Origin of the sequence: Variovorax sp. W2I14 (assembly GCF_050435205.1) — a bacterium.
Classification (GTDB): Bacteria; Pseudomonadota; Gammaproteobacteria; order Burkholderiales; family Burkholderiaceae_C; genus Variovorax; species Variovorax paradoxus_C.
In genome coordinates this window covers 3,021,343-3,044,532 of the sequence record NZ_JBNDJX010000001.1, presented here as the reverse complement: position 1 = coordinate 3,044,532, position 23,190 = coordinate 3,021,343, and the positions used below count along the sequence as shown (strand labels likewise).

The 23,190-nt window shown below is 56.8% G+C and carries 25 protein-coding genes; 13 read left to right on the top strand and 12 right to left on the bottom strand.

Annotated elements, in window-relative coordinates; all coding sequences use genetic code 11:
- Window positions 1-49 precede the first annotated feature (49 nt).
- From QF040_RS14305 to QF040_RS14275, 7 genes are read left to right on the top strand one after another with little or no spacing between them, the layout of a single operon-like run.
- The gene (locus QF040_RS14305) at window positions 50-742 is read left to right on the top strand and encodes a hypothetical protein (protein WP_429611577.1); all 693 of its coding nucleotides are present in this window, start codon (window positions 50-52) and stop codon (window positions 740-742) included.
- Window positions 735-1,283, top strand: a complete 549-nt coding sequence (locus QF040_RS14300; RefSeq protein ID WP_429611576.1) for a hypothetical protein — start codon at window positions 735-737, stop codon at window positions 1,281-1,283. The genes QF040_RS14305 and QF040_RS14300 overlap by 8 nt, the downstream gene beginning before the upstream one ends.
- Window positions 1,284-1,285: 2 nt before the next feature.
- Entirely contained in the window at window positions 1,286-2,095 is an 810-nt protein-coding gene (locus QF040_RS14295) for a GIY-YIG nuclease family protein (protein ID WP_429611575.1), read from the top strand.
- Between the two features lie 11 nt (window positions 2,096-2,106).
- Window positions 2,107-2,787 carry a hypothetical protein gene (locus tag QF040_RS14290; RefSeq protein WP_429611574.1) on the top strand — a complete coding sequence of 227 codons (681 nt, stop codon included), beginning with the start codon at window positions 2,107-2,109 and terminating at the stop codon, window positions 2,785-2,787.
- Window positions 2,788-2,842: 55 nt separating this feature from the next.
- The gene (locus QF040_RS14285; RefSeq protein ID WP_429611573.1) at window positions 2,843-3,373 is read left to right on the top strand and encodes a hypothetical protein; all 531 of its coding nucleotides are present in this window, start codon (window positions 2,843-2,845) and stop codon (window positions 3,371-3,373) included.
- Window positions 3,374-3,426: 53 nt separating this feature from the next.
- Window positions 3,427-4,056, top strand: coding sequence for a hypothetical protein (locus QF040_RS14280; RefSeq protein ID WP_429611572.1), 630 nt, complete (start codon window positions 3,427-3,429; stop codon window positions 4,054-4,056).
- 59 nt (window positions 4,057-4,115) lie between these two features.
- Window positions 4,116-4,448 (top strand): hypothetical protein, encoded by a 333-nt coding sequence (locus tag QF040_RS14275; protein ID WP_429611571.1) that lies wholly within the window; start codon window positions 4,116-4,118, stop codon window positions 4,446-4,448.
- A 4-nt stretch (window positions 4,449-4,452) separates the two neighbouring features.
- Here the strand turns inward: QF040_RS14275 and QF040_RS14270 are convergent, their stop codons facing one another.
- The 5 genes from QF040_RS14270 to QF040_RS14250 form a co-directional block, all read right to left on the bottom strand.
- A complete protein-coding gene (locus QF040_RS14270) occupies window positions 4,453-5,307 on the bottom strand; it encodes a hypothetical protein (protein ID WP_429611570.1) in 855 nt (284 codons plus the stop codon).
- Window positions 5,304-5,714, bottom strand: a complete 411-nt coding sequence (locus QF040_RS14265) for a hypothetical protein (protein ID WP_429611569.1) — start codon at window positions 5,712-5,714, stop codon at window positions 5,304-5,306. Before QF040_RS14265 ends, QF040_RS14270 begins: the two co-directional genes overlap by 4 nt.
- Before the next feature lie 52 nt (window positions 5,715-5,766).
- The gene (locus QF040_RS14260; RefSeq protein WP_429611568.1) at window positions 5,767-6,249 is read right to left on the bottom strand and encodes a hypothetical protein; all 483 of its coding nucleotides are present in this window, start codon (window positions 6,247-6,249) and stop codon (window positions 5,767-5,769) included.
- Between the two features lie 96 nt (window positions 6,250-6,345).
- Complete coding sequence (ligD, locus tag QF040_RS14255) at window positions 6,346-8,877, bottom strand: DNA ligase D (protein ID WP_429611567.1); 2,532 nt, start codon at window positions 8,875-8,877, stop codon at window positions 6,346-6,348.
- 121 nt (window positions 8,878-8,998) lie between these two features.
- On the bottom strand, window positions 8,999-10,249 hold the full coding sequence (locus tag QF040_RS14250; protein WP_429611566.1) for a hypothetical protein: 1,251 nt from the start codon (window positions 10,247-10,249) through the stop codon (window positions 8,999-9,001).
- A gap of 94 nt (window positions 10,250-10,343) precedes the next feature.
- On the opposite strand from QF040_RS14250, the gene QF040_RS14245 reads away from it, so the two are divergent.
- Both QF040_RS14245 and QF040_RS14240 read left to right on the top strand, forming a co-directional pair.
- Window positions 10,344-10,634 carry a hypothetical protein gene (locus QF040_RS14245; protein WP_429611565.1) on the top strand — a complete coding sequence of 97 codons (291 nt, stop codon included), beginning with the start codon at window positions 10,344-10,346 and terminating at the stop codon, window positions 10,632-10,634.
- 51 nt (window positions 10,635-10,685) lie between these two features.
- Window positions 10,686-10,985 (top strand): hypothetical protein, encoded by a 300-nt coding sequence (locus tag QF040_RS14240; RefSeq protein WP_429611564.1) that lies wholly within the window; start codon window positions 10,686-10,688, stop codon window positions 10,983-10,985.
- A 57-nt stretch (window positions 10,986-11,042) separates the two neighbouring features.
- Here the strand turns inward: QF040_RS14240 and QF040_RS14235 are convergent, their stop codons facing one another.
- The 7 genes from QF040_RS14235 to QF040_RS14205 all read right to left on the bottom strand — a co-directional run bounded on the left by QF040_RS14235 (window position 11,043) and on the right by QF040_RS14205 (window position 18,666).
- Window positions 11,043-13,583, bottom strand: a complete 2,541-nt coding sequence (locus tag QF040_RS14235; protein ID WP_429611563.1) for a YadA family autotransporter adhesin — start codon at window positions 13,581-13,583, stop codon at window positions 11,043-11,045.
- A 140-nt stretch (window positions 13,584-13,723) separates the two neighbouring features.
- Window positions 13,724-14,443, bottom strand: a complete 720-nt coding sequence (locus tag QF040_RS14230; protein ID WP_429611562.1) for a hypothetical protein — start codon at window positions 14,441-14,443, stop codon at window positions 13,724-13,726.
- Window positions 14,444-14,608: 165 nt separating this feature from the next.
- Window positions 14,609-15,904: a Y-family DNA polymerase gene (locus QF040_RS14225; protein WP_429611561.1), complete on the bottom strand. Its 1,296-nt coding sequence runs from the start codon at window positions 15,902-15,904 to the stop codon at window positions 14,609-14,611.
- Between the two features lie 3 nt (window positions 15,905-15,907).
- Window positions 15,908-16,336 (bottom strand): LexA family protein, encoded by a 429-nt coding sequence (locus QF040_RS14220; protein WP_429611560.1) that lies wholly within the window; start codon window positions 16,334-16,336, stop codon window positions 15,908-15,910.
- Window positions 16,337-16,387: 51 nt separating this feature from the next.
- Entirely contained in the window at window positions 16,388-16,936 is a 549-nt protein-coding gene (locus QF040_RS14215) for a hypothetical protein (RefSeq protein WP_429611559.1), read from the bottom strand.
- A gap of 3 nt (window positions 16,937-16,939) precedes the next feature.
- Entirely contained in the window at window positions 16,940-17,275 is a 336-nt protein-coding gene (locus tag QF040_RS14210; protein ID WP_429611558.1) for a hypothetical protein, read from the bottom strand.
- A 119-nt stretch (window positions 17,276-17,394) separates the two neighbouring features.
- A complete protein-coding gene (locus QF040_RS14205) occupies window positions 17,395-18,666 on the bottom strand; it encodes a site-specific integrase (protein ID WP_429611557.1) in 1,272 nt (423 codons plus the stop codon).
- Window positions 18,667-18,908: 242 nt separating this feature from the next.
- Here QF040_RS14205 and msrA point away from each other — a divergent pair, with 242 nt between their 5' ends.
- The 4 genes from msrA (at window position 18,909) to QF040_RS14185 (ending at window position 23,089) form a co-directional block, all read left to right on the top strand.
- Window positions 18,909-19,379, top strand: a complete 471-nt coding sequence (gene msrA, locus QF040_RS14200; RefSeq protein ID WP_429611556.1) for a peptide-methionine (S)-S-oxide reductase MsrA — start codon at window positions 18,909-18,911, stop codon at window positions 19,377-19,379.
- Between the two features lie 20 nt (window positions 19,380-19,399).
- Window positions 19,400-19,795, top strand: a complete 396-nt coding sequence (locus QF040_RS14195) for a hypothetical protein (protein ID WP_429611555.1) — start codon at window positions 19,400-19,402, stop codon at window positions 19,793-19,795.
- Between the two features lie 78 nt (window positions 19,796-19,873).
- Window positions 19,874-21,979 carry a TonB-dependent receptor gene (locus QF040_RS14190; RefSeq protein WP_429611554.1) on the top strand — a complete coding sequence of 702 codons (2,106 nt, stop codon included), beginning with the start codon at window positions 19,874-19,876 and terminating at the stop codon, window positions 21,977-21,979.
- Between the two features lie 159 nt (window positions 21,980-22,138).
- Entirely contained in the window at window positions 22,139-23,089 is a 951-nt protein-coding gene (locus tag QF040_RS14185) for an AEC family transporter (protein WP_307612175.1), read from the top strand.
- Window positions 23,090-23,190: the final 101 nt, after the last annotated feature.

Genomic DNA, 23,190 nt, shown 5'->3' with positions numbered 1-23,190 from the left:
GTTTACACTAGCTTACAGCCTTTTGTTTTCGTCGGGACGGGGGGAGTGCGTGAGATTTGATCGTGAACAGGTCGCCAAGGCCTATCAAACAGCTTTGCGGGTCAGCCGTGCCCAGTTCTTCGAGACGAACGCGAGCTTGCCGGTGTCGCTGACCGACTCAGCCCATACCCCCTACCTCGGGTGGGTGGGGAAGAACTACCGAGGCGGGACGGTGCTGATTGCCAAGAATCCGGGAGGTGGTGGCGACAGCCAGGTTGAAACCACTGCCTTGGACGCGAGTGTTATTGCCAGGCTCAAGGCCCTGCGCGACAGCGAAGGCGACCACGCCACCCTTTTGCTGGACGAACTGACTGACGCATACCACTCCCAGCTTCCCACCATTGGCATGGGCGTGCTGCTCAACCGCGTGTTGTCGAGAGCTGGCGAGACCCTGGACAGCGTTGCCTTCTTCAATGCTTGCCCGTACCGCACGCGCAATGACGAAAAACTCGGAGCTCGAACGCAGAAGAAGTCTCGTGAACTCGTTGCCGCACCACTGCTAGAGGCGCTATGCCCAGACACGATTATTTATCTGGGTGTGGAGGTGGGGCGCGAAGCTTCGAAGACGTTGAACGCCAGGTGGACCTATGTTCTTCCCAGGGCCATCAACGACAAGCAGATCAACAAAGACGCTGAGCCGGTATTGGCTCAGATTGAGGGCGACACGCCGGCACGCCTGGTGTATCGGGGTAGCCATGGCTGAACCAACTCTTCTGGCCGTGGTGGAGGTTGAGCAAGAGCAGCGTATTCGCTGCCAGGCTCCTGGGTGCAACCACGGGGTCTATCGCGCCATACATGTCATTCAAACTGACGAAGGCTTGAAGCTCTACGGTTCGCAGTGTTGCGCAAAACTGTTTGGCTGGACCTCGAAGCAACGTGCTGCGGCGTACACGACCACTGACAGAAGGTTGACTGCTGAGGAGCGAGCACAGCTTGAGACAAACACCGAAAGTCTTCTTCAAAAGCTGAAGGCTGAACACGAGAAGAGCAGGGAAGAAAGCCGCCAGAAGCTGCGCGCATTGAAAGCAGTTTTCGAGCAGCGCACGCAGGCCCCCGCCATTGGCAGTGGGATGTACCGCCCCGCAAAGAGAACGCTCGGCACTGTTCTTGACCCGGAGGTTGAGCGGCGTGCCAAAAAAATAGTGAGTGAGAAATATCAGGTTGACGCGGACCTTCCTGGTTGGCGTGGCCTTGTGCTCCAGGAGGCCAAGAAGATTGAAGACGAACACGAGAACAACGACTGACCATGCTTCTCTTTGACCTACTGCGCCTTCAAGAGCCACTTCTAGAGCCGACGCAATGCAAGGTTCACCTGGCAGGGTGGACGGGTATCGAAAACCCGCTGCGGGTGTACTCCGAGGGGAACTTCGACGCCTGGCAGGCAGGGCAAACACGCAAGAATTTCGAGCGCCAGTACGTGGTGTCGTTGATTCAGATGGCAGACAAACGCCGTTGGCTCTACGTGGGCGTGTACGAATCATTGGGCAGCAAACCCAACGCGAAAGGTGGCGTCACCTACAAGCTTCGCTTCCTGCCCAGCTCTGAGGACCTGGCTGGCCGTGTGGTGGCAACCTTCGAGCGCCCGAGTCGTCAGTCATACCTCAGAGGTGAGTCTGTTGCGCCGTCCTGCGAGGTCTACCAGCTCAACCCGGAAAAGCTTCACCTGGCCGAGTTCCCTGGCTTTAAGAAGGTGAACGTCTCGTTTGGCGACCTGGGTGTCATTGTTCGCCAGGCCATTCCCTCCTGGAGGGCTGCACTCGAGAACGTTGCTGGGGTGTACCTCATCTCGGACCATTTGGAGGGCAAGCTCTATGTGGGCAGTGCCACAGGTGCAGGTGGCATATGGGCTCGGTGGTGCGAATACCTCAACGGCCACGGCGAGAACGTGCGCCTTCGAAAGCTCATAAAAGAAGGTGGCGCTGCTCGTGCTGAGCACTTCCATTTTTCCGTGCTTGAGATCGCTGACACACACACGAGTGGTGCTGACGTTCTTCTGCGTGAAGGGCACTGGAAAGAAGTACTGCTTACTCGCCTTCACGGTCACAACGGCAATTAAAGGGATTAGGAATGACTAGAGAGCTGACAACTGAAGATTCTTCCATCATGAAAATGGTTCAGGCGATTGCGATGTCGCCAGACGACGCAAGAGCAGTTGTGGAGAAATATAAAAAGCAGGTAAAGAAAGCTAAGCCTGGGCTCTCCGAGGCGGAAGTTGGTGAAATCGTTTGTTCCAAGCTAATTTCACATTACTCCAAGCTGGCTGGAACTGTGGGTGGCGCAACAGCCCTGGCTGGAGTAGTGCCAGGTGTAGGAACAGCGGTGAGCTTGGTGGGTGGGACACTTGCTGACATATCCGCCTGCATCAAATTCCAAGTTGATATGTGTTTGTGTTTAGCCCTCGCGGTCAATGGTGAAATTACCAATGAAGATGCAAAAAACATGTCTTTCATTATCGCCTTGTGGGGAGCACTAGAACAATCCGGCTCCAAAGGGGCAACCGCGTTGGCTTCAAAAGCTGGCGTTAAGATGCTTAACAAGTATCTCAAAGGGCCAGCACTTGCCACTATCAAAGAGCTCTTTAAAAAGATTGGCATCGAGTTTACGAAGAAAGGAGCTGCCAAAGCAATTCCGTTCGGAGTCGGTGTAGTGATAGGTGCTGGCGCAAACTATGCTTTGACTCGCTACGTTGGCAAGAACGCTCTGGACACGCTGCGGATTCGCGATAGCGAAATGGAAACACGAACTTGAATGCAAAAAGGTAGAGGAATCAGATAGTTGTAGTAATGGAACTCTGGTGCTAAGAATGAAATACTTTTCAGTTGATAGGCGGGGCGTGTACGTTGCAGGCGAAAGCATTTCACTTGCGGCTAATACTGATAATGATGGCGATGAAATAAGAACGCATATAAATAAGAAGTATCCGTCTGGATTCTCGCGTCATGGCGCTCAGTATTTCCGAGACGCCTGGCTGGAGCGAACACCATTGGAGACCCAGAGCGGAATTCTTGAGTTGCTCTTGGAATGCACTCGCATAGCCTACTACCCAGCTAAACCCTGCAGGTATCAATCAATGTTCGCCTGCGACTCTATTGAAGCTGCTCTTAAGTTCAGAACTGAGCGCGGCAAACCGGAGGACCCCATTCATGAGTTGAGTCCCCAAGCTGAGCCCCATCGAGGAGATATGTCCATCTATACGCTGGGCGGGACTTTTGCAAGCATTGATTGTCGTCTTCATTTGTACTGGCAAGGAAAGACGCTGAATATTCCGGGCCATTTGACTCAATGGGAGTATGTGCTGCCTCTTCCAGTCGTTGTCGGAAGCAGGGTTGCTTAAGCCGTATTGCTGACGAGCCTGCTTGGTGTAGATACGAATAAAGGGATTGTGAAATGCGGCTGGAGAAAAAGATAGTGAAGGCCATAGTTGCTCTAGCGTTAAGCGTTCTTTCTGCTTCTGCCTGGTGCGATGGTTGGTCTGGAACCTATATTGCCAGCGGTCGCGATGTAATCTTCATTGTTCAGTTGGTTGAATCATCTGGAGGCGGTGTTGTCGGTCGTTTCAAGCAAGTTTCGATAAGTAAAGACTACAAGCTTGATACGGTGGACGCTCCTCTCAGCGGCGCTGCCGCGAAAGATCTCTTTGTCGGGAAGATTGAAGGGCCTTGGTACGCTGGAGGGAATATGGCAATTTCGGGCCGTCGCACTCCAGCGGGCATCGAGCTCACTGGTGCTGGTGGGCTTCGCGCATACCTTCGACCTGCCACAGATGCCGACGAGGCCAGGGCGTTAGCAGTACTTCGCCAGAGTGCTGAGCAAAACATTGCGGCTGTCGAACGTCAGAAGACGCGAGAGCAGCAAGAAGCTAAGCTGAAGAAAAGGGTTGAGGCCCTCCAAGGTGTCTTGGCTGGCGCCGCTGCCTATGCTGAGAAGGGAAGCCTCACTTACCTCAACTACGCTGCATATCCTCAGCGCGGTATGAGGCAACCACGGTCAAGCTCGAAGGCACGCTGGAAAAACTGAAGGCGACACCTGGGAGCAATGGTGAGGCCGGTGGTCGTAGAACACAGTTGAGCTCTTCAATGCTCCACGAGAAAATCGACGGCACTGAACACCCCCACATCGACGTGCGGCACGCGTATGAGAAATCCATGAGGGATTGGAAGGATTCCGAGAGCAAGCTGAGCGCTGCGGCGAAGGCGTGTGCTGAAAGCTCACCTGCTGGCCTCAATACCTCCTCATTCAAAAGCCTGTGTGAATGGGTGCCAAGGGCGAGTGAATCGATTGCGAAAGCAGGGGAGCAATCCCGCGCCGAGTTCTTCAAGATTCGCGATATCTACAAGAGCGAGCTCGCCAAGCAAGAAGCACTTGTGGCTGAAGCCAATCGAGTCAGCCGCAGGTTCGACGCTCGATGAGCAACTAGATTTTGAATTTCTTCTTGGGGGCCTGCGCTGTGGGCTCAGGCGCCTTCACCTCAGCCTTGATGAGTTTTCTCTCACCTGTGGACATGAGCCAGTTGTAGACCTTGGTGAACTTTTTTTGGTCACTGTCGCGCGTTCCGACGCCAGCATTGGTGGTGATCGGTGAGGTTGCGAAGTAGGCGCACTTTGGGGCGATAGCCACGAGCTCACGCATCTTGAGAACTCGTCCGGTGACGTCGGACCTCACGTTGTTCATGACCTTCGGGTTCACTGCCACGAGCTTCTTGAGCATCTCGAAATCTGAACAGTGGTCCAGCACATTGCGGTGGTGAGCTGCTGCGAGCTTCAAAATGACTTCGAGATTATTGGTGCGAGCAACATGCCGCATCTGACGTTCTTTGAGGTCTGTACTCAACACCTTCTGTTCGAACAGCTCATCGAAAGCGCTGAAAAATGGAGTTGGTCCGCTTCTTGACTTGTGGCTCACAAGCTCAACAAAGTCGGCAGATTCCGAGATGAGTCTGAGGTAGAAGGGCTTGCTGTAGTTCTGGTGATCCTGCCAGGCCACATATCCCTCAACGGCACTGAGCTGCCCACCATCGAGGAGCTTGGTGAGTATCTCTTCAGGAGCAGGGCCGTTGCCCGTTTGGTCGAACCAAACCTTTAGATTTTCAGACGTGACCTCGTTGCCTTGCTCGATGGCGAGCTCAGCAGTTGCTCTACCAAGAGCAGCTTTGGTTTCTGCCATTTCCGTGATAAGCACTTTGTAGCGTTCCTTCATCCCTGTCTCTTCGGCCTGATGAGCCTCAAGGCGTTTGGTGAGCTCGGAAACTTGCGCGGCGAAAGTTGTCATTGTGCTGTCTTCAGCTTCGGTGAAGCCTTCTTGTCGTTGAACTGAGGCAGTCGGTTGAAGCGTCTTGAGAACTCCGCAAAGCACTGGAATTCAGCGTAGGAAACCTCACCCATTTTCAGAAGGTTATCAGGGCTGATTGACTTCACGTCGCAGTCAAAGGGCCAGACCGACACATAGAGGCGGTGGAGGAGGGTTTCTGAACCCGCAGGGTAGCGAGGCAAGAAGCGCTGCGCACCTCCGTGCCCTGGTCCACCATTGATACTGCTGTCGAACTGCTTGAGTCTGCCGGCCAGCCCTGAGAGCGAGTTGGTCATGCCGAAATAAACAATCTCAGGCATCCAATCGAAGGGCTTGCCCGTAAGAGCTACATCAGAAATCGAAAGGGCGTATATGCCAGGGAGCTTCAAGCGCTCGTGCGTATGTCGCTCTGCCCATAGTCGCCAGGTTGAGAAAGCTGGCTCACTGAGCATTCATGTCTCCGCTTCGCGAATCTTGAGGAAACTGTAGAGCGTCGAAGAAGGCATGCAAGATATCTCTGTTGCGCCCTGCGTTGTAGTCGTAGCTGGCGGCTTCAAGGCCTGCCAAGTAGTACTTGTCATTGGACGCTTCCAGCCGCGCAAGTCTGGCAAAAAGTTCCGCTTGAACAACCAGCGAAGCGCATAGGCGCTGGTACGCGAGAGCCGTAATGGTCTCTTGTTCTGTCATGCTGCCCCTGGGGAAAACTTCTTTGGCCGAGCCTACAAGGTAGCCAAGCAAAGTGAAGCGGGTCCGGTCGGTCCAGCTGCTTTCATTCGGTCGTGCCGCGTCAATCAAGACTCCATACGCCATATCGGCAATGACGGTGGCGAAGAACTCAAGCCGCTTCTCTTCATCGGTTTGGGTGTTCCTGCGAAGTATGCGGTTAATGGCCCTACCGAGGAGGTTTGGCTTTCGCTTTGTCATTGATCTCGATGGCCTCCTCAAGGCTTCTGGTGCGTCAAGCCGCACGGCAACCAAAATGATTTTGTTCTGCTGCGAATCGTAAGGGGTTCTCCCGCCCTAGTCTGGCTTGAAGCCCAGTTTTTTCATGGCCGTGCCAAGCGGTTGTGCGCTCTTGCCGTAGTCGGCCCAAGGCAGGTTTCCTTTGTCCAGCCGCGTATGGATATTTTTCAGATGCCAGTGCGCCCCACTCGATATCGTTTGCACTTCCTCCCAGGTGATTGGCACTGACACACCAAGGCCTGGTCTGGCGCGCGCACTCCACGCTGCTGCAGTGGTCGAACCGAAACCGTTCCTCAAGTAGTCAATGAAAATTTTGCCCACGCGATTTTTTGGCCCGAGCTTGGCAACAAAAAGCTGGGGAAGGGTGCGTGCCAGGTGAATGACGATAGCTTGAGAGAAGTCTTTCACGGTGTCCCAGCCGTGCTGACGCTTCAGGGGAACAACCACGTGCATACCTTTGCCGCCGCTCGTTTTGACGAACGACACGAGTCCGAGCTGTGTGAGGAACACTCTCACGAGCTCTGTAGCCTGCTGCATGGTCTTCCACTCCACGCCTTCACCTGGGTCCATATCAAACGTCATACGGTCAGGCTTGGCTATCGAGCTCTTCACCGTGTTCCAGGTGTGAAACTCGATGACGTTCATTTGCGCTGCTGACAGAAGACCTTCGGGCTTTGCGACAGCGATGTATTGGTCGTGGCCGGGGTGAATGGCAGGGTCGAGCTGCTCGATACCCGCCATCTTGTAGCTCTCCAAATGCTTTTGAAAGAAGAGCTGCCCCTTGATACCGCTTGGCGCCCTCACCAGAGACACTGGACGGCCCTTCAAGTGTTCCATCATGAGGTCGGCAACCAGTGCGTAGAACCGCACCACTTCGATTTTGGTGATACCGGTGGAGGGGTCGATAACGCGCTCAGGATTCGAGATCTTCAGCTTGGCTGGAATCTTCGATTTTTCCTCTACATCGGGGCCGGTCATGTGAGTCGGCTCTTCTCGAATGATTTTCTTCGCTGGCTTGTCGGAGCGAAGACCATGGAACACCGGGTGCCTGATGTGCTGGTCCTTCGTCCACTCGGAGAACGACACCTCTGCCAAGAGCTTAGGTTCCACCCAGTGGGCGCGCCGGTCGTTTTCTGTTGTGGTGCTGAACGGGCTCTTCTTCGCGCCGAGTGCTTGGAGTTTTTCTAGGGTCGCAGCCAGCGATTTGTCAGTGAAGCCTGAACCGACGCTGCCGGCGTACACGAGTTCACCGGCCTCGTTGTGAACGCCCACCAAGATTGAACCCATGCCAACACGTCCACCCTTTGGGTCGGTGTAGCCGCCAATGACGAACTCCTGACGCTGCGTGCATTTGAGCTTTATCCAGTCCGGCGAGCGGGAACCGCTTCCATACAAGCTCTCTTTCTTCTTTCCAATGACACCTTCGAGGCCGAGCTTGCAAGCCGAGAGAACAATGTCGCGTGGAGGCGCGTCGAACGTCTCTGAAAATCGAATGCCCTCTGGCGCTTCGTTCAACAAACCGTCCAGAAACTCTCTGCGCTCGATGAGCTGCACGCCTCGAAGGTCATGGCCTGCGTAGAAAGGTACGTCAAAGAGGAAGTAAACAATGCTGCTTGTTCGACCGCGTTGAAAGGCGTTCTGCAGCGCTTGGAAGTCGGTCCCTCCCTTTTCTCCGAGCACAACAATTTCGCCGTCAAGCCAACCTGGCTTGAGCTTCATGCTCGCAATCGCGTCGGCCAGGTGCTGAACCTTGCTGGTCCAGTCGTGCCCGTTTCTGGTGAAGAGCTTGACCCCTGCTTTGTCGATGCGGGTGAGCATTCGATAGCCGTCAAACTTGATTTCAAAAATCCAGTCGTCGGCGTTCGCAGGAGGGCCGTCTACAAGGGTGGCGAGGACGGGTGAGAGCTTGTCTGGCATTGACGCCTTCACAGCGTCTGCGGGGAGACCATTCTTCGACACCGCTGCTGACTTCTTTGCGACGGCAGGTTTTCTTGCTGTCTTTTTGGAAGCGCCAGGGAGTTCCGGCATCGGCAATGAGGCCACACTGTCTGGTAGCTCATCGACCAAGCTGAACTCGCTCGCTGGCTTTATGAGACTGTCGTGCTCCTTGATTAGAAGCCAAGCGTCTTGCTTGTCTGTACGGCTTCGAATGCGAACAAGAGCCCAGTGGCCGTGCATCTTGTGGCCGTGCATTTCGAACTTGAGCTTGCCCGCTTTGTAGCCCTTCACTGGGTCTTCGAGCGGTATCCAGTAGCCCTTGTCCCAAATGATGACCTTGCCGGCCCCATACTGCTTCTCGGGGATCTGACCTTCGAAGGTGTTGTATGAAATGGGGTGGTCCTCGACGTGGACCGCCATACGTTTGTCTTTTGGGTCGTAGCTTGGGCCTTTGGGCACGGCCCAGCTCTTCATAGTGCCTTCGAGCTCCAGTCTGAAGTCATAGTGGAGACGTGAGGCCCAGTGTTTTTGAATGACGAACTGAAGCGCGCCCGCCTTCGATTGGCCACCCTCAGAAGGCTCAGGGGTGATGGCGAAATTTCTCTTTGCTTTGTAGCGCTCAAGTCCTGAGGTGGAGCTAGTTTTGGGCATCGTGTCTCCCTTGGCAGTGGGAATTCATGATTGCCAAGCTCCCGCGAAACGATGTCGGCGCCACCACTTATTTCTCGTAGGAAATCACTTCATGCCGCCTATCCCTCGACACCCCTTGGCCTCAAGTGAAGCGAAATTTGCCGTCTTGGTCGAAGAGGTCGTCCAGGCCGAATCGAAGGGGAAGAAAACCATCGCCCTCAAGAGCCTTGTTGAAGACCTGAAAGTACGCCCGAATGAAGGACTCCTCAGAATCGCAGAACGTCATGTACTGGATGAGCTCGCTATAGTCGATTCCAATGCAAGGAAGGCGAGATTTTTTGTGTAGCTCATAGAGGGCTTGGCTGTACTCGTGCCTGCCGTTATCAAAGAGCTCGCGCACCACAGCCAAACTCATGATGGTTCGCTGTCCGAGGTCAATGGTTTCTTCTCTATCGCCCATTTTCATAACCAATGGCCTGTGCTGACGCAGATAGGCGACCGAGCGCGCAAGCTGCCCACACGCCTTCGCCAAGTGCTTTTTCGCAGAAGCCTGCTTGCGCTCCATTTCGTTCCCCAATTGCTCCTCTGTGTTCGGGGAATCCTTGGCCTGGACAATCAAGCAGATTCGGTCGGTGATGATCAGTATGTCCGCGATCTCTTTGTTGTTTGTGGGCTTCTTCGGTGAGTGATAGATGTGCTCTGGCTTGAACAAGCGCTGGAGCAACAAAATAATATCTATCTCCTGAAGATCTTCAGGAGTGTCTTTCTCAAGGCGGATCTCTACCGAGCCCTTCGAACCCTGGTACTTGAAGAGCTCGGTACGGTCGTCCACGTACGCGAGATTCTCCTCATAGAGAGCTGATTCGAAGACAACTGATATTGCATCGTCGTCGTCGGGACTTTCTCGATTGCTGAACCAAAGTTTCCCCTGCTCGTGCATGTAGTGAGCCAAGTCTTGAGTGAGGTTCAATAGCTTCGCGTGGTCAAGGCGAACCCGAGGCATGAGCGGCACCTCTAGGCGCGCCGCATACGCTAGGAATTCACGGTTGTGCTCGTCAAAAAGGCGAACGGTCAGGGCTGAGCCTCTCAGCGCCTTCAGCAGACTCGTGGTGTCATTGCCAGGGCTCAGGGGGCTCCAAATTGTCAGCGGCTCGTCATGGTCTTCGAAAAAGGCCGACATGAGGCCAACTGTTGGACCTGCCGGCGTGTCTAGTGGCACCACATATATCTTGAAGCCTCTGTTCATTCGAGCCGTTAGCAAAAGCTGCTGCGTCAGCTTTAAGAGGAGAAGCGGACGGGTATCGCGTGGCAGCTCGACCACAGTCAGGCCGAAGGGGTAGCGAAGCGCCTCCGCCCAGAGCGCTGGGTCAGTGTCTCGAAGGAGGGAGGTCATGGTGTTGGCGGCTCGATCACGTCAGGAATGCCATTGTGCGTCCCTCTTCATGGTGTAATAAATAGTCAAATCCTGACTTATTTTGGAGCGAGGTATGAGGCTGATTTCTGTTTTGGTGGTGGCGGCGTGTCTCCCCCTGGCCGCCTGCTCGGGTGGTCCAAAAGACGAAGACGTGGTGAACGGTATGAAGGCCCTGGGCGGGGTGCGGGGCATGGTCATCACGTCCGTGAAGAATCTTGGCTGCGAGAAAACGAAGGCGGGTGAGGTCAAGGACTCTGGTGAGTTCTACCGCTGCAGGGTCGAAGCCACGTTGGACAACAGGGTGGGCAAGGACACCATCTACTTTCAGAAGGTCGGCGACGGTTGGGTGGCGCAGGGCAACTGAAACCACTCCAGGGTGCTACAAACGCACTTCGAAGAACAATGCTGGAGGCATATGAACGTTCAACGTTTGCTGGTGGCTGTCGCCCTCTGCGCCGGCATGGGGAGTTCCCTGGCGCTGACGGCAGGGGATTGGTACAAGGCGCCCAACGACCAAAAGAAGGCTGAGGTTGCGCGAGTGCTCGGCAACATTGGTGCGAAGCCTGGCTGTCGTGTGAAGCTCTCCACCGATTACTACCTGAGAGCACTGAATGCCATGTTGGTGAAAGACACCAGTGCGCGCAGTCTTCAGTTCGCTGAGGCGCTGGCCCTCATAGGTACTGCTGCAGAAGGCGATTGGTGTCCTGGCAGTTGATTGAAGTACCCCATGAAAAAAGGCCCCGTTAAGGGCCTTCTTTTTTTCTCAGGTGTTTTACCAAGCAATGCCTGCTGACACACCGATTGTCTTGCGTGCTGCCGCAACCTTGAAGTTGTAGTGGACGCCTTCGTCTGTCTTGCTGGCCCAGCGTTTCCCCCAGGCAAGAGCGGGCTGACCTTGAACGATTGCGGCTTGAACACCGTAGCCTTTGGGGCCGTACTCCAATGAGCCTGCGGCCATAGCCATAGCGTCCCCAGCGTGCATGTCTTTCTTCAAACTGTTGATTTTCGAGTCGGTGTACGCGTTCGCTTGGTTCAACGTCTGATTGCTGCGAGCATCGGTGTAGCTGTTCGCCTGGTTGAGGGTGTCGCCGTTCATCTGACGAGCCTGACCGAGGTTCACTGCTTGGTCGTTGTAAACCGCGTCGTTCACGCCACCAATGGTGCGTCCACCCACATTCACTTCGTTCTCGCGAGACGCCACCGTGCCATTGCCGAGAGCAACACTGTTCGCCACGGTCGCTTGAGCACCGTACCCCAGGGATACTGCGCTCACGCCTGTTGTGGAGCTGTTCTCACCAATAGAAATAGAACGGTCGCCTGTCGCCACTGCATTGCCTCCCACGGCCACACTTTCACTGCCCACCGTGTTACTGTCAGCACCAGTGCTGTTCGCATTGAAGTACGGGGCCTGGTTGTTCACTACGTTGTTGTAGTTGTTCACCACGGTTGTTGGGCCACCACCGCCACCAGTCAAAGACAAGTTGTTGACCTCACCAGCGAGGGCGTTGTACTGGCTCATGTTCACCGCATCGGTGTCGCGAACGCCAGCAGCAACTCCTTGGAGCTGACGCTCTTGACCTGGCGCAGCTATAGCGAAAACACCAGCGGGATTACTTCCCGCGAATGTGTAGGCAATACCACGTATTGTCATTCCGGTGCTAGCCATCGCTGCTTGGGTTGTCGAGCCATTGCCTATCGCCACGCTGTTGATTTCAGTGGCTAAAGTATTTGCGCCAATCGCTGTTGCGTTGTCGGCGCCAGCAAGGGCACGGAAACCGGTTGCAGTGGAGTTAGCACCCAGTGCGCCTGCTTGAGCCCCGAAAGCTGAGCTACCGTTTCCTGACGCAATTGCGTTGGGTCCTACCGCTGTGCTCTCTGCGCCAGTCGCTTCAGCTTTCGCAAGCGTGCTGTTGAACTGAACATACTTGTCGTCGTAGGGGAGTCCACCGCTGGAGGCAAGCCCGTTGATTGCCTCCTGAAGTGCGTAGCCTTGAGAGCCATTTAGAGCATCGGTCGAGGTCGCATTGATTTGGCCAGGGGCGACATTGTTAATTTGCCGTGTTTGGAATGAGCTGCCGACACTCACGGTGCCCACCATAGAAGAAGCACCTGCCAGGTTGTAGTTTGTCCCGTGCAATGTCATTGTGGAAACACTTGTGCCAGTGCCAGTGGTCGCCGAGTTCGCACCGAGGGCAACACTGTTTGCGTCAGCAGCAGTCGCACCGTAGCCGAAAGCGGCCGAGTTTTGTGCTTGAGCGTATGACAGTGATCCAACTGCTGTCGCACCGTTGCCCCGAGCTCGTGCGCTACTACCAATCGCTGTCGTGTTCGTAGACCCATCTGAACCGGCGTTTGCGTTGTAGCCGATTGCGGTGCCGTCAGATCCGGAAGCGGTGCTCGATGTGCCATAGCTTGTCGCATTGGTGGCGGTCGCCTGGCTGAACGTGCCGCTCGCTGTGGAGTAGTCCCCTGAAGCTGTTGAGGCGTACCCCATTGAGCTTGAGCTTTGGCCTGTCGAAGAGCTCGAAGAGCCGAGGGCCGTGCTCTGCTGGCCGCTGGCGGTAGACATTGAGCCGACTGCGGTTGCGCCGGCATTGAGGGCCTTTGCATCACTACCCATTGCGAGAGCTGGCGTGCCGCTTGGAAAGCCTGTTGCTAAGGGGTCGCTGTTTGCAGTCGCATTCGTGCCAAACGCACTGTCGTTGAAAGCGTTGGCTGTGCTGTTGAGGCCTATGGCGGTTGACTGCTGGGCATTCGCTTTCGATGTAGTGCCGATTGCTATGCCGTTGGTTGAGGTTGCGTTAGAGCCCATGGAAACGCCACCATTCGTTTTGGCATTGGGGCCTATTGCTGCGCCGCCAGTTGAAGAGCTCCCTGCGCCAATGGAAACACCACTTCCTGTGGTTGCCGTCTGGCCGATTGCCACTCCGCCATTGCCGCTTGCTGTGGCAGAAGAGCCGATAGCGGTAGAAGACACACCTTGAGCCTGCGCTCCTGTGCCGACTGCCGTTGAGAAGTCCAGGACTGCCTTGGCATCTGCGCCGACTGCTGTAGCGCCGTTATGACTCGTTGTGCCATTCCCAGCTTCCGCGCCAGCCCCAACGGCAGTGGAGTTCGCGCCAGGGGCGATGGAGCCTGTACCGACCGCAGTTGAAGTGGGTTGAAACGTGGTTCCCTCAGGTATCGCGGCAAGAGCTGGAGCAGCCATTGAGAAGAACATACTTGAGACTATGCTCCAAACAATTGTTTTTTTGAATTTAGAAGCAGCTTGCCAGTCTTGAGATAAAAAGAATCTTGGTTGTTGATTAGACATAAATAAACCTCCCTTGTTAATTTTGGTTGTAAAAATAACGTAGCAGGTTTTTGTCTAATGTCAACTATTTGTGCGTATTTAGTTTAATTTAGGCAATAAAAAAGCCACCCGAAGGTGGCTTTGTTTTGGCGGATTCTTAATTAAGCGGCTTGATGAAGCCAGTCCACAATGCGCTTCATTTCTGCCTTGCCATTCTCCGACGCCACAAAATCTGCTTGATCAGCCTTGACCTTCTCTTGGAGGTTCTTCTCGGTCTCGCCCTTGTTTTTGCCCTTGAGAGCTTGGAAAGCAGCAGAGATCGACGCGGGAAGCTTCTGGCCAATCACCCAAGTTGCTGCCCGCTTCGCACCTTCTGCCTTAGCTTCAATCAGAATTCCAGCGGAAGTGTCTTTGGGAGTACGCGTGCCGCCCTTCTTAGCGCCCCGTGTCGATTTCACGGCCTGCGGGAAGAGTTCGCTGTAGGCTTGCTTAACTTGAGTGGTTTCGAAAAGGTCCAGAGGTTCAAGTCCCAGAGACACGACCTGAGCCTTAAGGCCGGCCAAGCTCTTGGCGCGATTGTCCGTGAGTGCCTTGATCTTGTCGGCAATCTCACGAACCTTGTCAAAATCTTCGGCCGTCGCGGTGCCGTCGCCAATTTTCACGCCCAACTTTTGGCGCTCTGAAACCAACTCGGCCAGTTCCGCTTTGTGAGTGAGAGCAGGGGTCTTTTCAGCAGTTGCCACTTCAGTACCTTTGTTGTTTGCCGCATTTGACGCGGGCTTGTTTGCTTGAACCGTTTGCACGGTGGTTTGCTTGGGACTCTTGTCAGCGCCCTTGTCCAGTTGTGCGACTGCGGCAGGGGCATTGGTCTTCGTGTTCATTGATTACTCCACTTTAAAAGGGTTGCCTAACTCAGTAGGCGGGGTTGTTAGGTTGCCCAATCGGGCGAAGGAATCAATGTTGTGAAGCGATCATGGCAAACATCAAACACAAGGTCAACTACTTTCAATCAAGAAAACAAAAATAGTTGAGGCAGAGCTACAAACTCAAGCTCTGACTATGGGTATGTCAGCCCATTTTGTTGTGTAAGCGGGGGTTCTTCTCTCTTGTTTCATAGAAAAAGCTCTGCTGTCTCCTGAAAGGCCACCACTGGCAATTTGTACAGTTCCCTTGCCAAACTTGCGGTTTAGTTTGTCCAGAGCTGTCATGAGCTCGCCTTTATCTTGTGACTCAGGTTCAAGGTCGAGTTCACCTTGGAAAATCCCCGCGTCCTGAAGGTCGAGCAACATAACGCCCGCCTTGGCGAAGTTGTAGCCAGGACGATAGATATAGCGAAGCGAGAGGAGGGCAGCTTCCACTATGTGCCTCGTGTCGCAGGTAGGCCGCCTCAGAGGAATGGTGAGTGCTCGGGAGTACTGGAGGTCTTTGCGAAACGGGCTTGTACGAATGAATGTGAGCACCTGCCCCGTGTGGCTACCTTGGCGCCTGAGCTTCTCTGAGGCCCTCGTGGCGAACTCTGAGACGGCTTCCTCAAGGTCCTTGAGCTCAGTGATTGGTCTACCAAAGGAGCGCGTACAAGCAATCTCTTTCTTGTTCGCTGGGGCGTCGTCCAGGTCGATACAAGACGTGCCCTGGAGCTCTCGCGCAGTCCTCTCAAGGACAACACTCCACCTGGAGCGAATGGTGGCTGGGTCTATCTTCACAAGCTGCGCAACGTTCTCAATGCCTGCTTCTTTGAGCTGTTCACTGATACGCCTGCCGATACCCCACACCTCACCCACCGGGGTTGCCTCAAACACCTCTTCAAGCTCAGTGGATGAAAGTGTGGATAAGTCGCACACCTGGGCAAGCTTGGCAGGGTATGAGCCAGGTTTGCGCTCTACTGTCTTCGCAATGTGGTTGGCAAGCTTGGCAAGAGTTTTGGTCTTCCCAATGCCGAAGCCGCAGGGTATGCCGACCCACTGAATGATTCGCTCTCTGAGCCGGTGGCCGCGCTCTACATGGTCAGCCTTGATGCCTTCAAGGTCTACGAAACTTTCGTCTATCGAGTAGATTTCTGTTCGGTGCCCATAGCCACCCACAAGGCTTGCTACTCGGTCTGAGAGGTCGCCGTAAAGAGCAAAATTTGCTGAAAGGGCAATGAGGCCGTGAGACTGAGCCAGGTGTTTAATTTGGAACCACGGCGCACCCATGGCAATGCCCAAGGCCTTGCTCTCGTTTGACCTAGCGATTGCACAGCCGTCATTATTCGAGAGAACAACCACCGGCAACCCGTTGAGGGAAGGGCGGAAGACCCGCTCACAACTTACATAGAAGTTGTTGGCGTCCACCAAGGCGAACATGGGTCAAACCTTGAATCGCTTGAAGGCCGTGAGCACGACACCCCATATCTCAAGGGTCTGCCCATCACGAGGCACGATGTCGGGGTAGGTGGGGTTGCCTGCCTTGAGCTTGAGCACGCCGCCACGTTTGTAGAGGGACTTGCAGACAAACTCGTTGTCCAGGACGGCCACCACGATATGCCCGTGTGTGGGGCGAATGGCACGGTCAACGAGGAGGGTGTCCCGGTCCCAGATCCCAAATTCCCTCATGGAATCGCCACGAACGGTCATCCAGTAGCTGGCCTGAGGGTGAATGAGGAGCTCCTCCAGCACGTCTACGCGCTTGGCTCCCAGGTCCTCTGCAGGAGAGGGAAACCCAGCTCGCACCTGGCCTTCGAGCTCCACAAGTAGGTGAGGCAGGAGGCTGACAGGGACGGGCAAAACACTGGACATACATCCAGTATATGGCGGCAGCCTGTGCCTGGCGAGGTCGAAAGTGTATGCCTAGCGGTAGGAGCTCGGGAGGTGCTCTCGGCCCACGCCCCGCAGGACGACAGAGAACACTCCTTGATAGGGTCCTTGCGTGCTGGCGACCTTGAAATACCCTTGGGTATGCACAGAATCGTGGAACCTAGTGTTCCAGTGAATCTCTTTGTCGGTCTTATCGAATCCAAACTCCCGAGCATTTTCGTCGTGGAGTACGCCAAACCAAATCATCGGGTCTGAGTCTGGAGCGTTAAGCCAATCGGATATCTCTTGACTTTGCTGTTCATCGAAAACGAGCTCTAGCCGGAAAACGGAGCTGTCGTGCTTGTCGATAAATTCTGTGAGGCTGTAGTCCAAGGGGCCTTGGAAGGTCGGAATGACGATACGGTCTTTTCGTTTGTGCAGCCAAATTGCGAGGCCGGCGAACCCCACGGCCAGCACGGCAGAAATGGTTGCCCAAACATAATTTTTAGAAGAGAGAAAGAAAAAGAGAAACCCTGTAGCGAAGAGGCTGACGAAAGCCCAGGCTAGATTGGTGTGCCAGTCAGCAACCTTGATTTTCTTCATATCTTATGAGCGGAAATTATGGGCCTTCATGACATGCGGGGCGTAGGTGGCCTCGTAGAAGAGGCGCCTTTCCTCGTCAATCGTCTTGAGGTTGTGCATGGCTAGGGCGTCCAGTGGGTGGGGATAGTTTCCCAACGTGGCTTGTGCCTGGCTGATTGCCTCAATGAGCCGTGAGCTCAAGTTCTGCTGCACAACTTCATAGAGTTTGCCTAGCACTTGTACGCGCTGCTCATCGTCCGGCTCCTTGCCGATTTTCACGCCTGCTTTGTGCAGAGCAATGTTCTCTTCTCTCAGGATGAGCTTGCGTGCCTGCTCTTCGTCGTCAATGAGGTTCGTCATAGTTTGAAAGTGGATTCCTCTTAGGTTGAACTGATGGGGCTTCCATTGGGCATGGTGGCTCGGATAAATGCACCCTGATACGAACTGCGGTGCGATTTTTCAGGCCCTACTGCGCCGCGCTATTCGTTGTCCTGCTCGGTAGCTTGGGTGGCTTGCTTGAAATCCGGTGTGTAGTAGTGCTTGTTCGCAACTTCGGCACTCGAATGGCCGCCACTCCTTTGAATGTCCTTGGCTGTCTGAAACCCCTTGGGAATCCTTGGTGCGTGGAGCTCGTCCATTTTTCGAACACTCCTGACTCCCAAAAACTGGGCAATCAAGGTTGAGTTCTCGTCGCCTAGCGCGTCGTAGAAGATTGAGAATGCGGTTTTTCTGAAGACGTGGAAGGTAATGTGCTTAAGACCAATCCTCTCCATGAACTTGCTGAACGAGCCTTCGAAACCGGCAATGGTGGAGTATGAGTTGAAGACCCTCGGCTCGTCAGATTCTTTTTGTACCGTTCCTAGAATTTCCAGCGCTTCCTGGGTCAGGTAAACATTGCGAGGCCCAGTCTTGGAGCGAGGGAATTCGATATGAGTATCTTGAATCCAGTCCCACCGCAAGTTGATAATCTCAGAACGCCTGCAAGCTGTCGCTAGGGCGAACTTGCAGATTTTCTTCATATGTGGGTTTGGATAGGTGTCCAGCTCCAACATGATTTTTTCGTAGTCTTCCTTGCTGAGGCGGACCTTCTTCTTTGTCGGCTTGTTTGCGAGCAGCTTTTTGTTGTAGTTCAGAGCAGGATTGGGGATGGCGGCAATCTCTTTGAACTTCCCCCGGTCGTTCTCGATAATTTGGGAAATGATACTGACCTCACGGGAGACTGTGCTCTTCTTTCTGCCGAGCTTCAGCCTTGCTTCAATGTACTTATTGATATCAATGGGACCGAGCTTGACGGTTTCGAACTCGCTAAACGGTTTCGATTTTTCTGAGAACTTGCTGAGGTCGATAGGGCTCAGAGCTGAGCCGCCATCAACAGAAATCTTTGTGTTTTGTATGGTCCTCAGGAAGGACTGAAGATTAGATTTCTTGCGCGCGTCAAGCTCTTCCTCATCGGGGAGGGTGTCAACGTGCTCTTGCTTGTAGGTCGCAAGGGAGTGTTTGAAGAGCCGCGTGGTCACCTTCTCGTGTACCCACTTGGCAATCAGCTCTTTCTCCTTCTTCTCAAGCTCCGTCTTGCGGTGCTGTTCCTCTGTGCTCAGCGCCTGCCTGCCTCGGTTGCTCTTCGTGAGGTTGAGGAATAGAACGGCCTCGGCCAAGTCCTCGTAGAGGTTGTCAGCCTTGAAGTCTTTGCGCTCAATGCGAACCCGATAGCGCACGCTTACACTACCGTCAGCGTTCGTCCAGCGGACCACTCGGATACCTCGCGGCAGGGCTGACATAGCGTCCTTTGTCGAAATTTTGTCAAATTCTAGTGGTTTTTGGCGATTCGGAGCTGGCACGGTGCGCCTCCTGCAATGTGAAAACTGGAGAAAATCATGAATGAAATCAACGAGAAAGGAGGTGTTCTACAGCCCGCGCTTGAGACTATTTGTCTCGGTGGGGGCTGTAGAACACCCCAAACTGCTTCTGGTGCACCGAAGCGGTCTTCGACCGTGTGCAGGGCGTACTCGATGTGGAGTCGGGTTATTGCAACGGTCAGGTGGTCAACCCGACCTACGAGCAGGTCTGCACCGGCCGCACCGGCCACGCCGAGGTCGTGAAGCTTCAATTCGATCCCGCCCAGATCAGCCTGCGCGAGATCCTGGAGATCTTCTTCGTCGTGCATGACCCGACAACGCTCAACCGCCAGGGCAACGACGTCGGCACGCAATACCGAAGCGGCATCTACTACACGAACGACGCCCAAAAGCAGGTCGCCGAAGACGTGATCCGCGAGATCGAGGCCAGCAAGACCTACAGCGCGCCGGTCGTGACCGAGGTGGCGCCGCTCGCCAACTATTCGACGGCCGAGGCCTACCACCAGGACTACTTCCTGAACAACCCGAACCAGGGTTATTGCGCGTTCGTCGTCGGCCCCAAGGTCGAGAAGTTCCAGAAGACCTTCGCCTCGCGCGTCAAGGCCTGATCCACCAGCCCTCCTTTTCCGTGCAACTCGCTACCCGCCAGTCCCCCCGCTTCTCGACCCGCGCGATCCTCGCCGTGCTGGCGATCGCGTTGTGGTTCGCGGGCACGCTGGGTGTGATGCACCGCTCGCTGCACGTGCCCGGTTTGCCGGCCGCCGCGGCCACGGTCCAGGCGGCACAGGCCGACAAGGGCGCTCATGTGCATGCGGGCCACGGCGTCGTCAGCCTCTTCGGCGACCACACCGACGCCGAGTGCCGCCTGTACGACCAGCTCTCGCACGGATCGAGCGCCCCCGGCGTGCCGCTGGTGGTGCTGCCGGTGCTGTTGCCCTCGGCCACTTTTGCTTATCTGCAGGGCGAGGCCATCGCCCGCTGGGTTGCGCTGTTCGACGCGCGCGGCCCGCCTTCCACTCGCTGAATCCCCCCGTGTTCCGGTCGCTTCGCCTGCCTTGTGCGGGTGACGGCGTGCCGTCCATTGATTCAACGAGTGTTCACCATGATTCCCAATTTCCGTCGCAACGCCATCGGCGTCGCCGTTCTCTCGCTCGCCTTCGCCGCTGCGTCCCACGCACAGGACACCACCCAAGTCCAGGTTCAGGCCCAGCCTGCCGATGCGGCCAGCCTGCCCGCGGTCACCGTCACCGGCAATCCCCTCGGCGCCAGCGACCTGATCGCGCCGACCGTCACGCTCTCGGGCGACAAACTCCTGCTGCGTTCCGACTCCACGCTCGGCGAAACGCTCAACAACCTGCCCGGCGTGAGCAGCAGCTACTTCGGCCCCAATGCGAGCCGCCCGATCATCCGCGGACAAGACGGCGACCGCATCCGCATCCTGCAGAACGGCGGCGGCGCCCCCGACGCCTCGGCGCTGAGCTACGACCACGCGGTGCCGGTCGACGCGCTGGTCACCGACCGCATCGAAGTGCTGCGCGGCCCCTCGGCGCTGCAGTACGGCGGCAGCGCGGTGGGCGGCGTGGTCAACGTGATCGACAACCGCATCCCGACCGAGCCCATCAACGGCTTCGGCGGCCGCGCCGACCTGGGCTTTTCCACCGGCAACAAGGAAAAGAGCGGCGGCGTGGTGCTCGAAGGCGGCAACGACCGCTTCGCGCTGCACGTCGATGCCTTCAACCGCGACTCGAAAGACGTTTCGGTGCCCATCGACCTGAACTGCGAGAAGCCCGGCTCGCCCTGGCGTGCCCGCAAGATCTGCAACTCGGCCAACGAGGCGAACGGCGGCGCGGTCGGCGGCACGCTGTTCTTCGACAAGGGCTGGATCGGCGCCTCGGCCAGCACCTACCGCAGCAACTACGGCACCGTGGCCGAGGACGACGTGACCATCCGCATGAAGTCCGACCGCTATGCGCTCGAAGGCGAGTGGCGCCCGGGCGGCATCATCAGCAGCATCCACGCGAAGGTGAGCCACACCAACTACCGCCACACCGAGTTCGAAGGTCCCGAGGCCGGCACCACCTTCTCGAACATGAGCAACGACCTGCGCATCGAGGCGCGCCACCAGAAGATCGGCAACTTCGAAGGCCTGGTCGGCTTCAGCAGCGAAACCAACCGCTTCGCCGCCGACGGCGAGGAGGCCTTTGCACCGCACAGCCGCACGCGCTCCAACGCGCTCTTCCTCTATGAAGAGTACGGCGCCTCGTGGGGCAAGCTGAGCTTCGGCGCGCGCACCGAGAAGGTCCGCATCCGCTCGCTGGGCTATCCGGACGATCCGTCGGTCACCCGCTTCGCGATCGGCGAGCGCACCTTCAATCCGCACAGCGCGGCATTCGGCGCGCTGGTCAACCTCACGCCGCAGTGGCAGCTGACCTCGAACCTCGCCTACACCGAGCGCGCACCGAAGGACTACGAACTGCTCGCCAACGGCCCGCACGTGGCCACGGCCGCGTGGGAAGTGGGCGACCCGAACCTGAAGAAGGAAAAGTCGACCGGCCTCGACCTCGGCGCGCAGTGGAAGTCGGGCCCGAACACGGCCCGCGTGAACGCCTACGTCACCCGCTTCAGCAACTACATCGGCCTCACAGCCTCGGGCCGCACGCTCGACGAAGAAGGCCAGGTGGTGACCGACCCCGCCGCGACCGACACGCTGGCCGAGTACGTCTACAGCGGCGTGCGCGCGCGCTTCACCGGCATCGAGGCGAGCGGCAACCTGCGCCTCCTGGGCGACGACGGTTTCGCGCCGATGCCCGATGCCTCGACGCTCGATCTCGAATGGCGTGGCGACGTGGTGCGCGCGAAGAACCTGGACACCGGCGAGCCGCTGCCGCGCATCGCGCCGTTCCGCACGGGCGCGACGCTGGTCTACGGTAACGGCCCGTGGAGCGCGCGCCTGGGCTTCGACTACAACGCCGCGCAGCGCCATGTGCCCAGCGTCGGTGCGCGCGAGACCGATGCCTACACGCTGTGGAATGCCGCGATTTCCTACCGCATGAAGGTGCAGCGCGCGAACCTCACCTGGTATGCGCGCGTCGACAACATCACCAACAAGCTGGCCTACAGCCCGACGTCGATCCTGACGACGACGGTGTATCCGAACTCGCCGTTGCCGGGGCGTTCGCTGAAGGTCGGGCTGCGCGTGACGTTCTGATCGTGGTGTGTCTCCCTCCCCCGCTGGGGGAGGGCAGGGGTGGGGGCTCGCGGCCTGTGATGAGGCCGCAGCTTCCACAAGCGCCGCTTGCCCCCATCCCAACCTTCCCCGGGAGGGGAAGGAGCAAGACAACAGAAATCGCTCGGCTATCCTCGCCGCGTGAACTCCTTCGTCATCTCCTCGCTGCTCCCCGTCGTCATCCTCATCGCGGCGGGCTACCTGGCCGGCAGGCGCCGATGGATCGGCGCTAACGCGGTGAAGGACCTGTCGAACCTCATCTTCCTGCTACTCGCACCCGCGCTGCTTTTCCGCGCGATGAGCACGGTGCATGTGCAGGAGCTCAGCCTCAAGCCGGTTGCCGCCTACTTCATCGCCTCGGGCCTGCTGTTCGCCGGCACGCTCGCGTTGCGCGGATTCAACCGCACGGCCGCGGTGATTGCGCTCGCCAACACCTACAGCAACACCGTGATGATCGGCATCGCGCTCGTCGGCCTCGCCTATGGCGAGGCGGGCATGGTGGTGCTGCTGACGCTCATCTCGTTGCACTCGCTGGTGCTCATGACGAGCGCCACGCTCGTGCTCGAACTGGCTGTTGCACGCGAACACGCGGTGGTCAGCGGCGAAGAGAAACGCTCGATGGCGCGCACCGTGCTGCGTGCCTTGCGCAACGCCATCATCCACCCGGTGCCGCTGCCGATCATCGCGGGCCTGCTGTTCGCGCAGACCGGCCTCGTGATGCCCGAAGTGATCGACAAGCCCATCCAACTGCTCGGCCAGGCCTTCGGCCCGGTGGCGCTCGTCATGGTGGGCATCACGCTCGCGCTCACGCCCATCGGGCGGCACTGGCGCGGCGCGCTGGTGCAGGCGCTCGTGAAGAACCTGCTGCATCCGCTGCTGGTGGCCGGCATCGGCTGGCTGCTCGGCGTACGCGGCATTCCGCTCACCGTGATGGTGGTGGCGGCGGCGCTGCCCATCGGTGCCAACGTGTTCCTGTTCTCGCAGCGCTACCGCACGGCCGAAGACCTCGTCACGGCCAGCGTTGCCGTGTCGACGGTGCTGGCGCTGGGCACGCTCACGCTCGTGATGGTCTGGGTGCAGTGGCTGCCCTGAGTGCGTTTCAGCGTTTGAGTCCTTCGGTTCTCGCCACTTAGCCGGCTCGCGGCCTTTCGCTTTACCGGCCACCCGCTGGCCCCTATGCCGTTCGGCAGGGG

What these genes read in the sequence shown, in the direction of transcription:
- QF040_RS14215 (WP_429611559.1), bottom strand. Translation starts at nt 16,936, where the DNA reads ATGAAGAAAATCAAGGTTGCTGACTGGCACACCAATCTAGCCTGGGCT.
- QF040_RS14210 (WP_429611558.1), bottom strand. Translation starts at nt 17,275, where the DNA reads ATGACGAACCTCATTGACGACGAAGAGCAGGCACGCAAGCTCATCCTG.
- ligD (WP_429611567.1), bottom strand. Translation starts at nt 8,877, where the DNA reads ATGCCCAAAACTAGCTCCACCTCAGGACTTGAGCGCTACAAAGCAAAG.
- QF040_RS14250 (WP_429611566.1), bottom strand. Translation starts at nt 10,249, where the DNA reads ATGACCTCCCTCCTTCGAGACACTGACCCAGCGCTCTGGGCGGAGGCG.
- QF040_RS14300 (WP_429611576.1), top strand. Translation starts at nt 735, where the DNA reads ATGGCTGAACCAACTCTTCTGGCCGTGGTGGAGGTTGAGCAAGAGCAG.
- QF040_RS14220 (WP_429611560.1), bottom strand. Translation starts at nt 16,336, where the DNA reads ATGTCCAGTGTTTTGCCCGTCCCTGTCAGCCTCCTGCCTCACCTACTT.
- QF040_RS14235 (WP_429611563.1), bottom strand. Translation starts at nt 13,583, where the DNA reads ATGTCTAATCAACAACCAAGATTCTTTTTATCTCAAGACTGGCAAGCT.
- QF040_RS14260 (WP_429611568.1), bottom strand. Translation starts at nt 6,249, where the DNA reads ATGACAAAGCGAAAGCCAAACCTCCTCGGTAGGGCCATTAACCGCATA.
- QF040_RS14240 (WP_429611564.1), top strand. Translation starts at nt 10,686, where the DNA reads ATGAACGTTCAACGTTTGCTGGTGGCTGTCGCCCTCTGCGCCGGCATG.
- QF040_RS14290 (WP_429611574.1), top strand. Translation starts at nt 2,107, where the DNA reads ATGACTAGAGAGCTGACAACTGAAGATTCTTCCATCATGAAAATGGTT.
- QF040_RS14270 (WP_429611570.1), bottom strand. Translation starts at nt 5,307, where the DNA reads ATGACAACTTTCGCCGCGCAAGTTTCCGAGCTCACCAAACGCCTTGAG.
- QF040_RS14225 (WP_429611561.1), bottom strand. Translation starts at nt 15,904, where the DNA reads ATGTTCGCCTTGGTGGACGCCAACAACTTCTATGTAAGTTGTGAGCGG.
- QF040_RS14295 (WP_429611575.1), top strand. Translation starts at nt 1,286, where the DNA reads ATGCTTCTCTTTGACCTACTGCGCCTTCAAGAGCCACTTCTAGAGCCG.
- QF040_RS14280 (WP_429611572.1), top strand. Translation starts at nt 3,427, where the DNA reads ATGCGGCTGGAGAAAAAGATAGTGAAGGCCATAGTTGCTCTAGCGTTA.
- QF040_RS14275 (WP_429611571.1), top strand. Translation starts at nt 4,116, where the DNA reads ATGCTCCACGAGAAAATCGACGGCACTGAACACCCCCACATCGACGTG.
- QF040_RS14190 (WP_429611554.1), top strand. Translation starts at nt 19,874, where the DNA reads ATGATTCCCAATTTCCGTCGCAACGCCATCGGCGTCGCCGTTCTCTCG.
- QF040_RS14285 (WP_429611573.1), top strand. Translation starts at nt 2,843, where the DNA reads ATGAAATACTTTTCAGTTGATAGGCGGGGCGTGTACGTTGCAGGCGAA.
- QF040_RS14245 (WP_429611565.1), top strand. Translation starts at nt 10,344, where the DNA reads ATGAGGCTGATTTCTGTTTTGGTGGTGGCGGCGTGTCTCCCCCTGGCC.
- QF040_RS14230 (WP_429611562.1), bottom strand. Translation starts at nt 14,443, where the DNA reads ATGAACACGAAGACCAATGCCCCTGCCGCAGTCGCACAACTGGACAAG.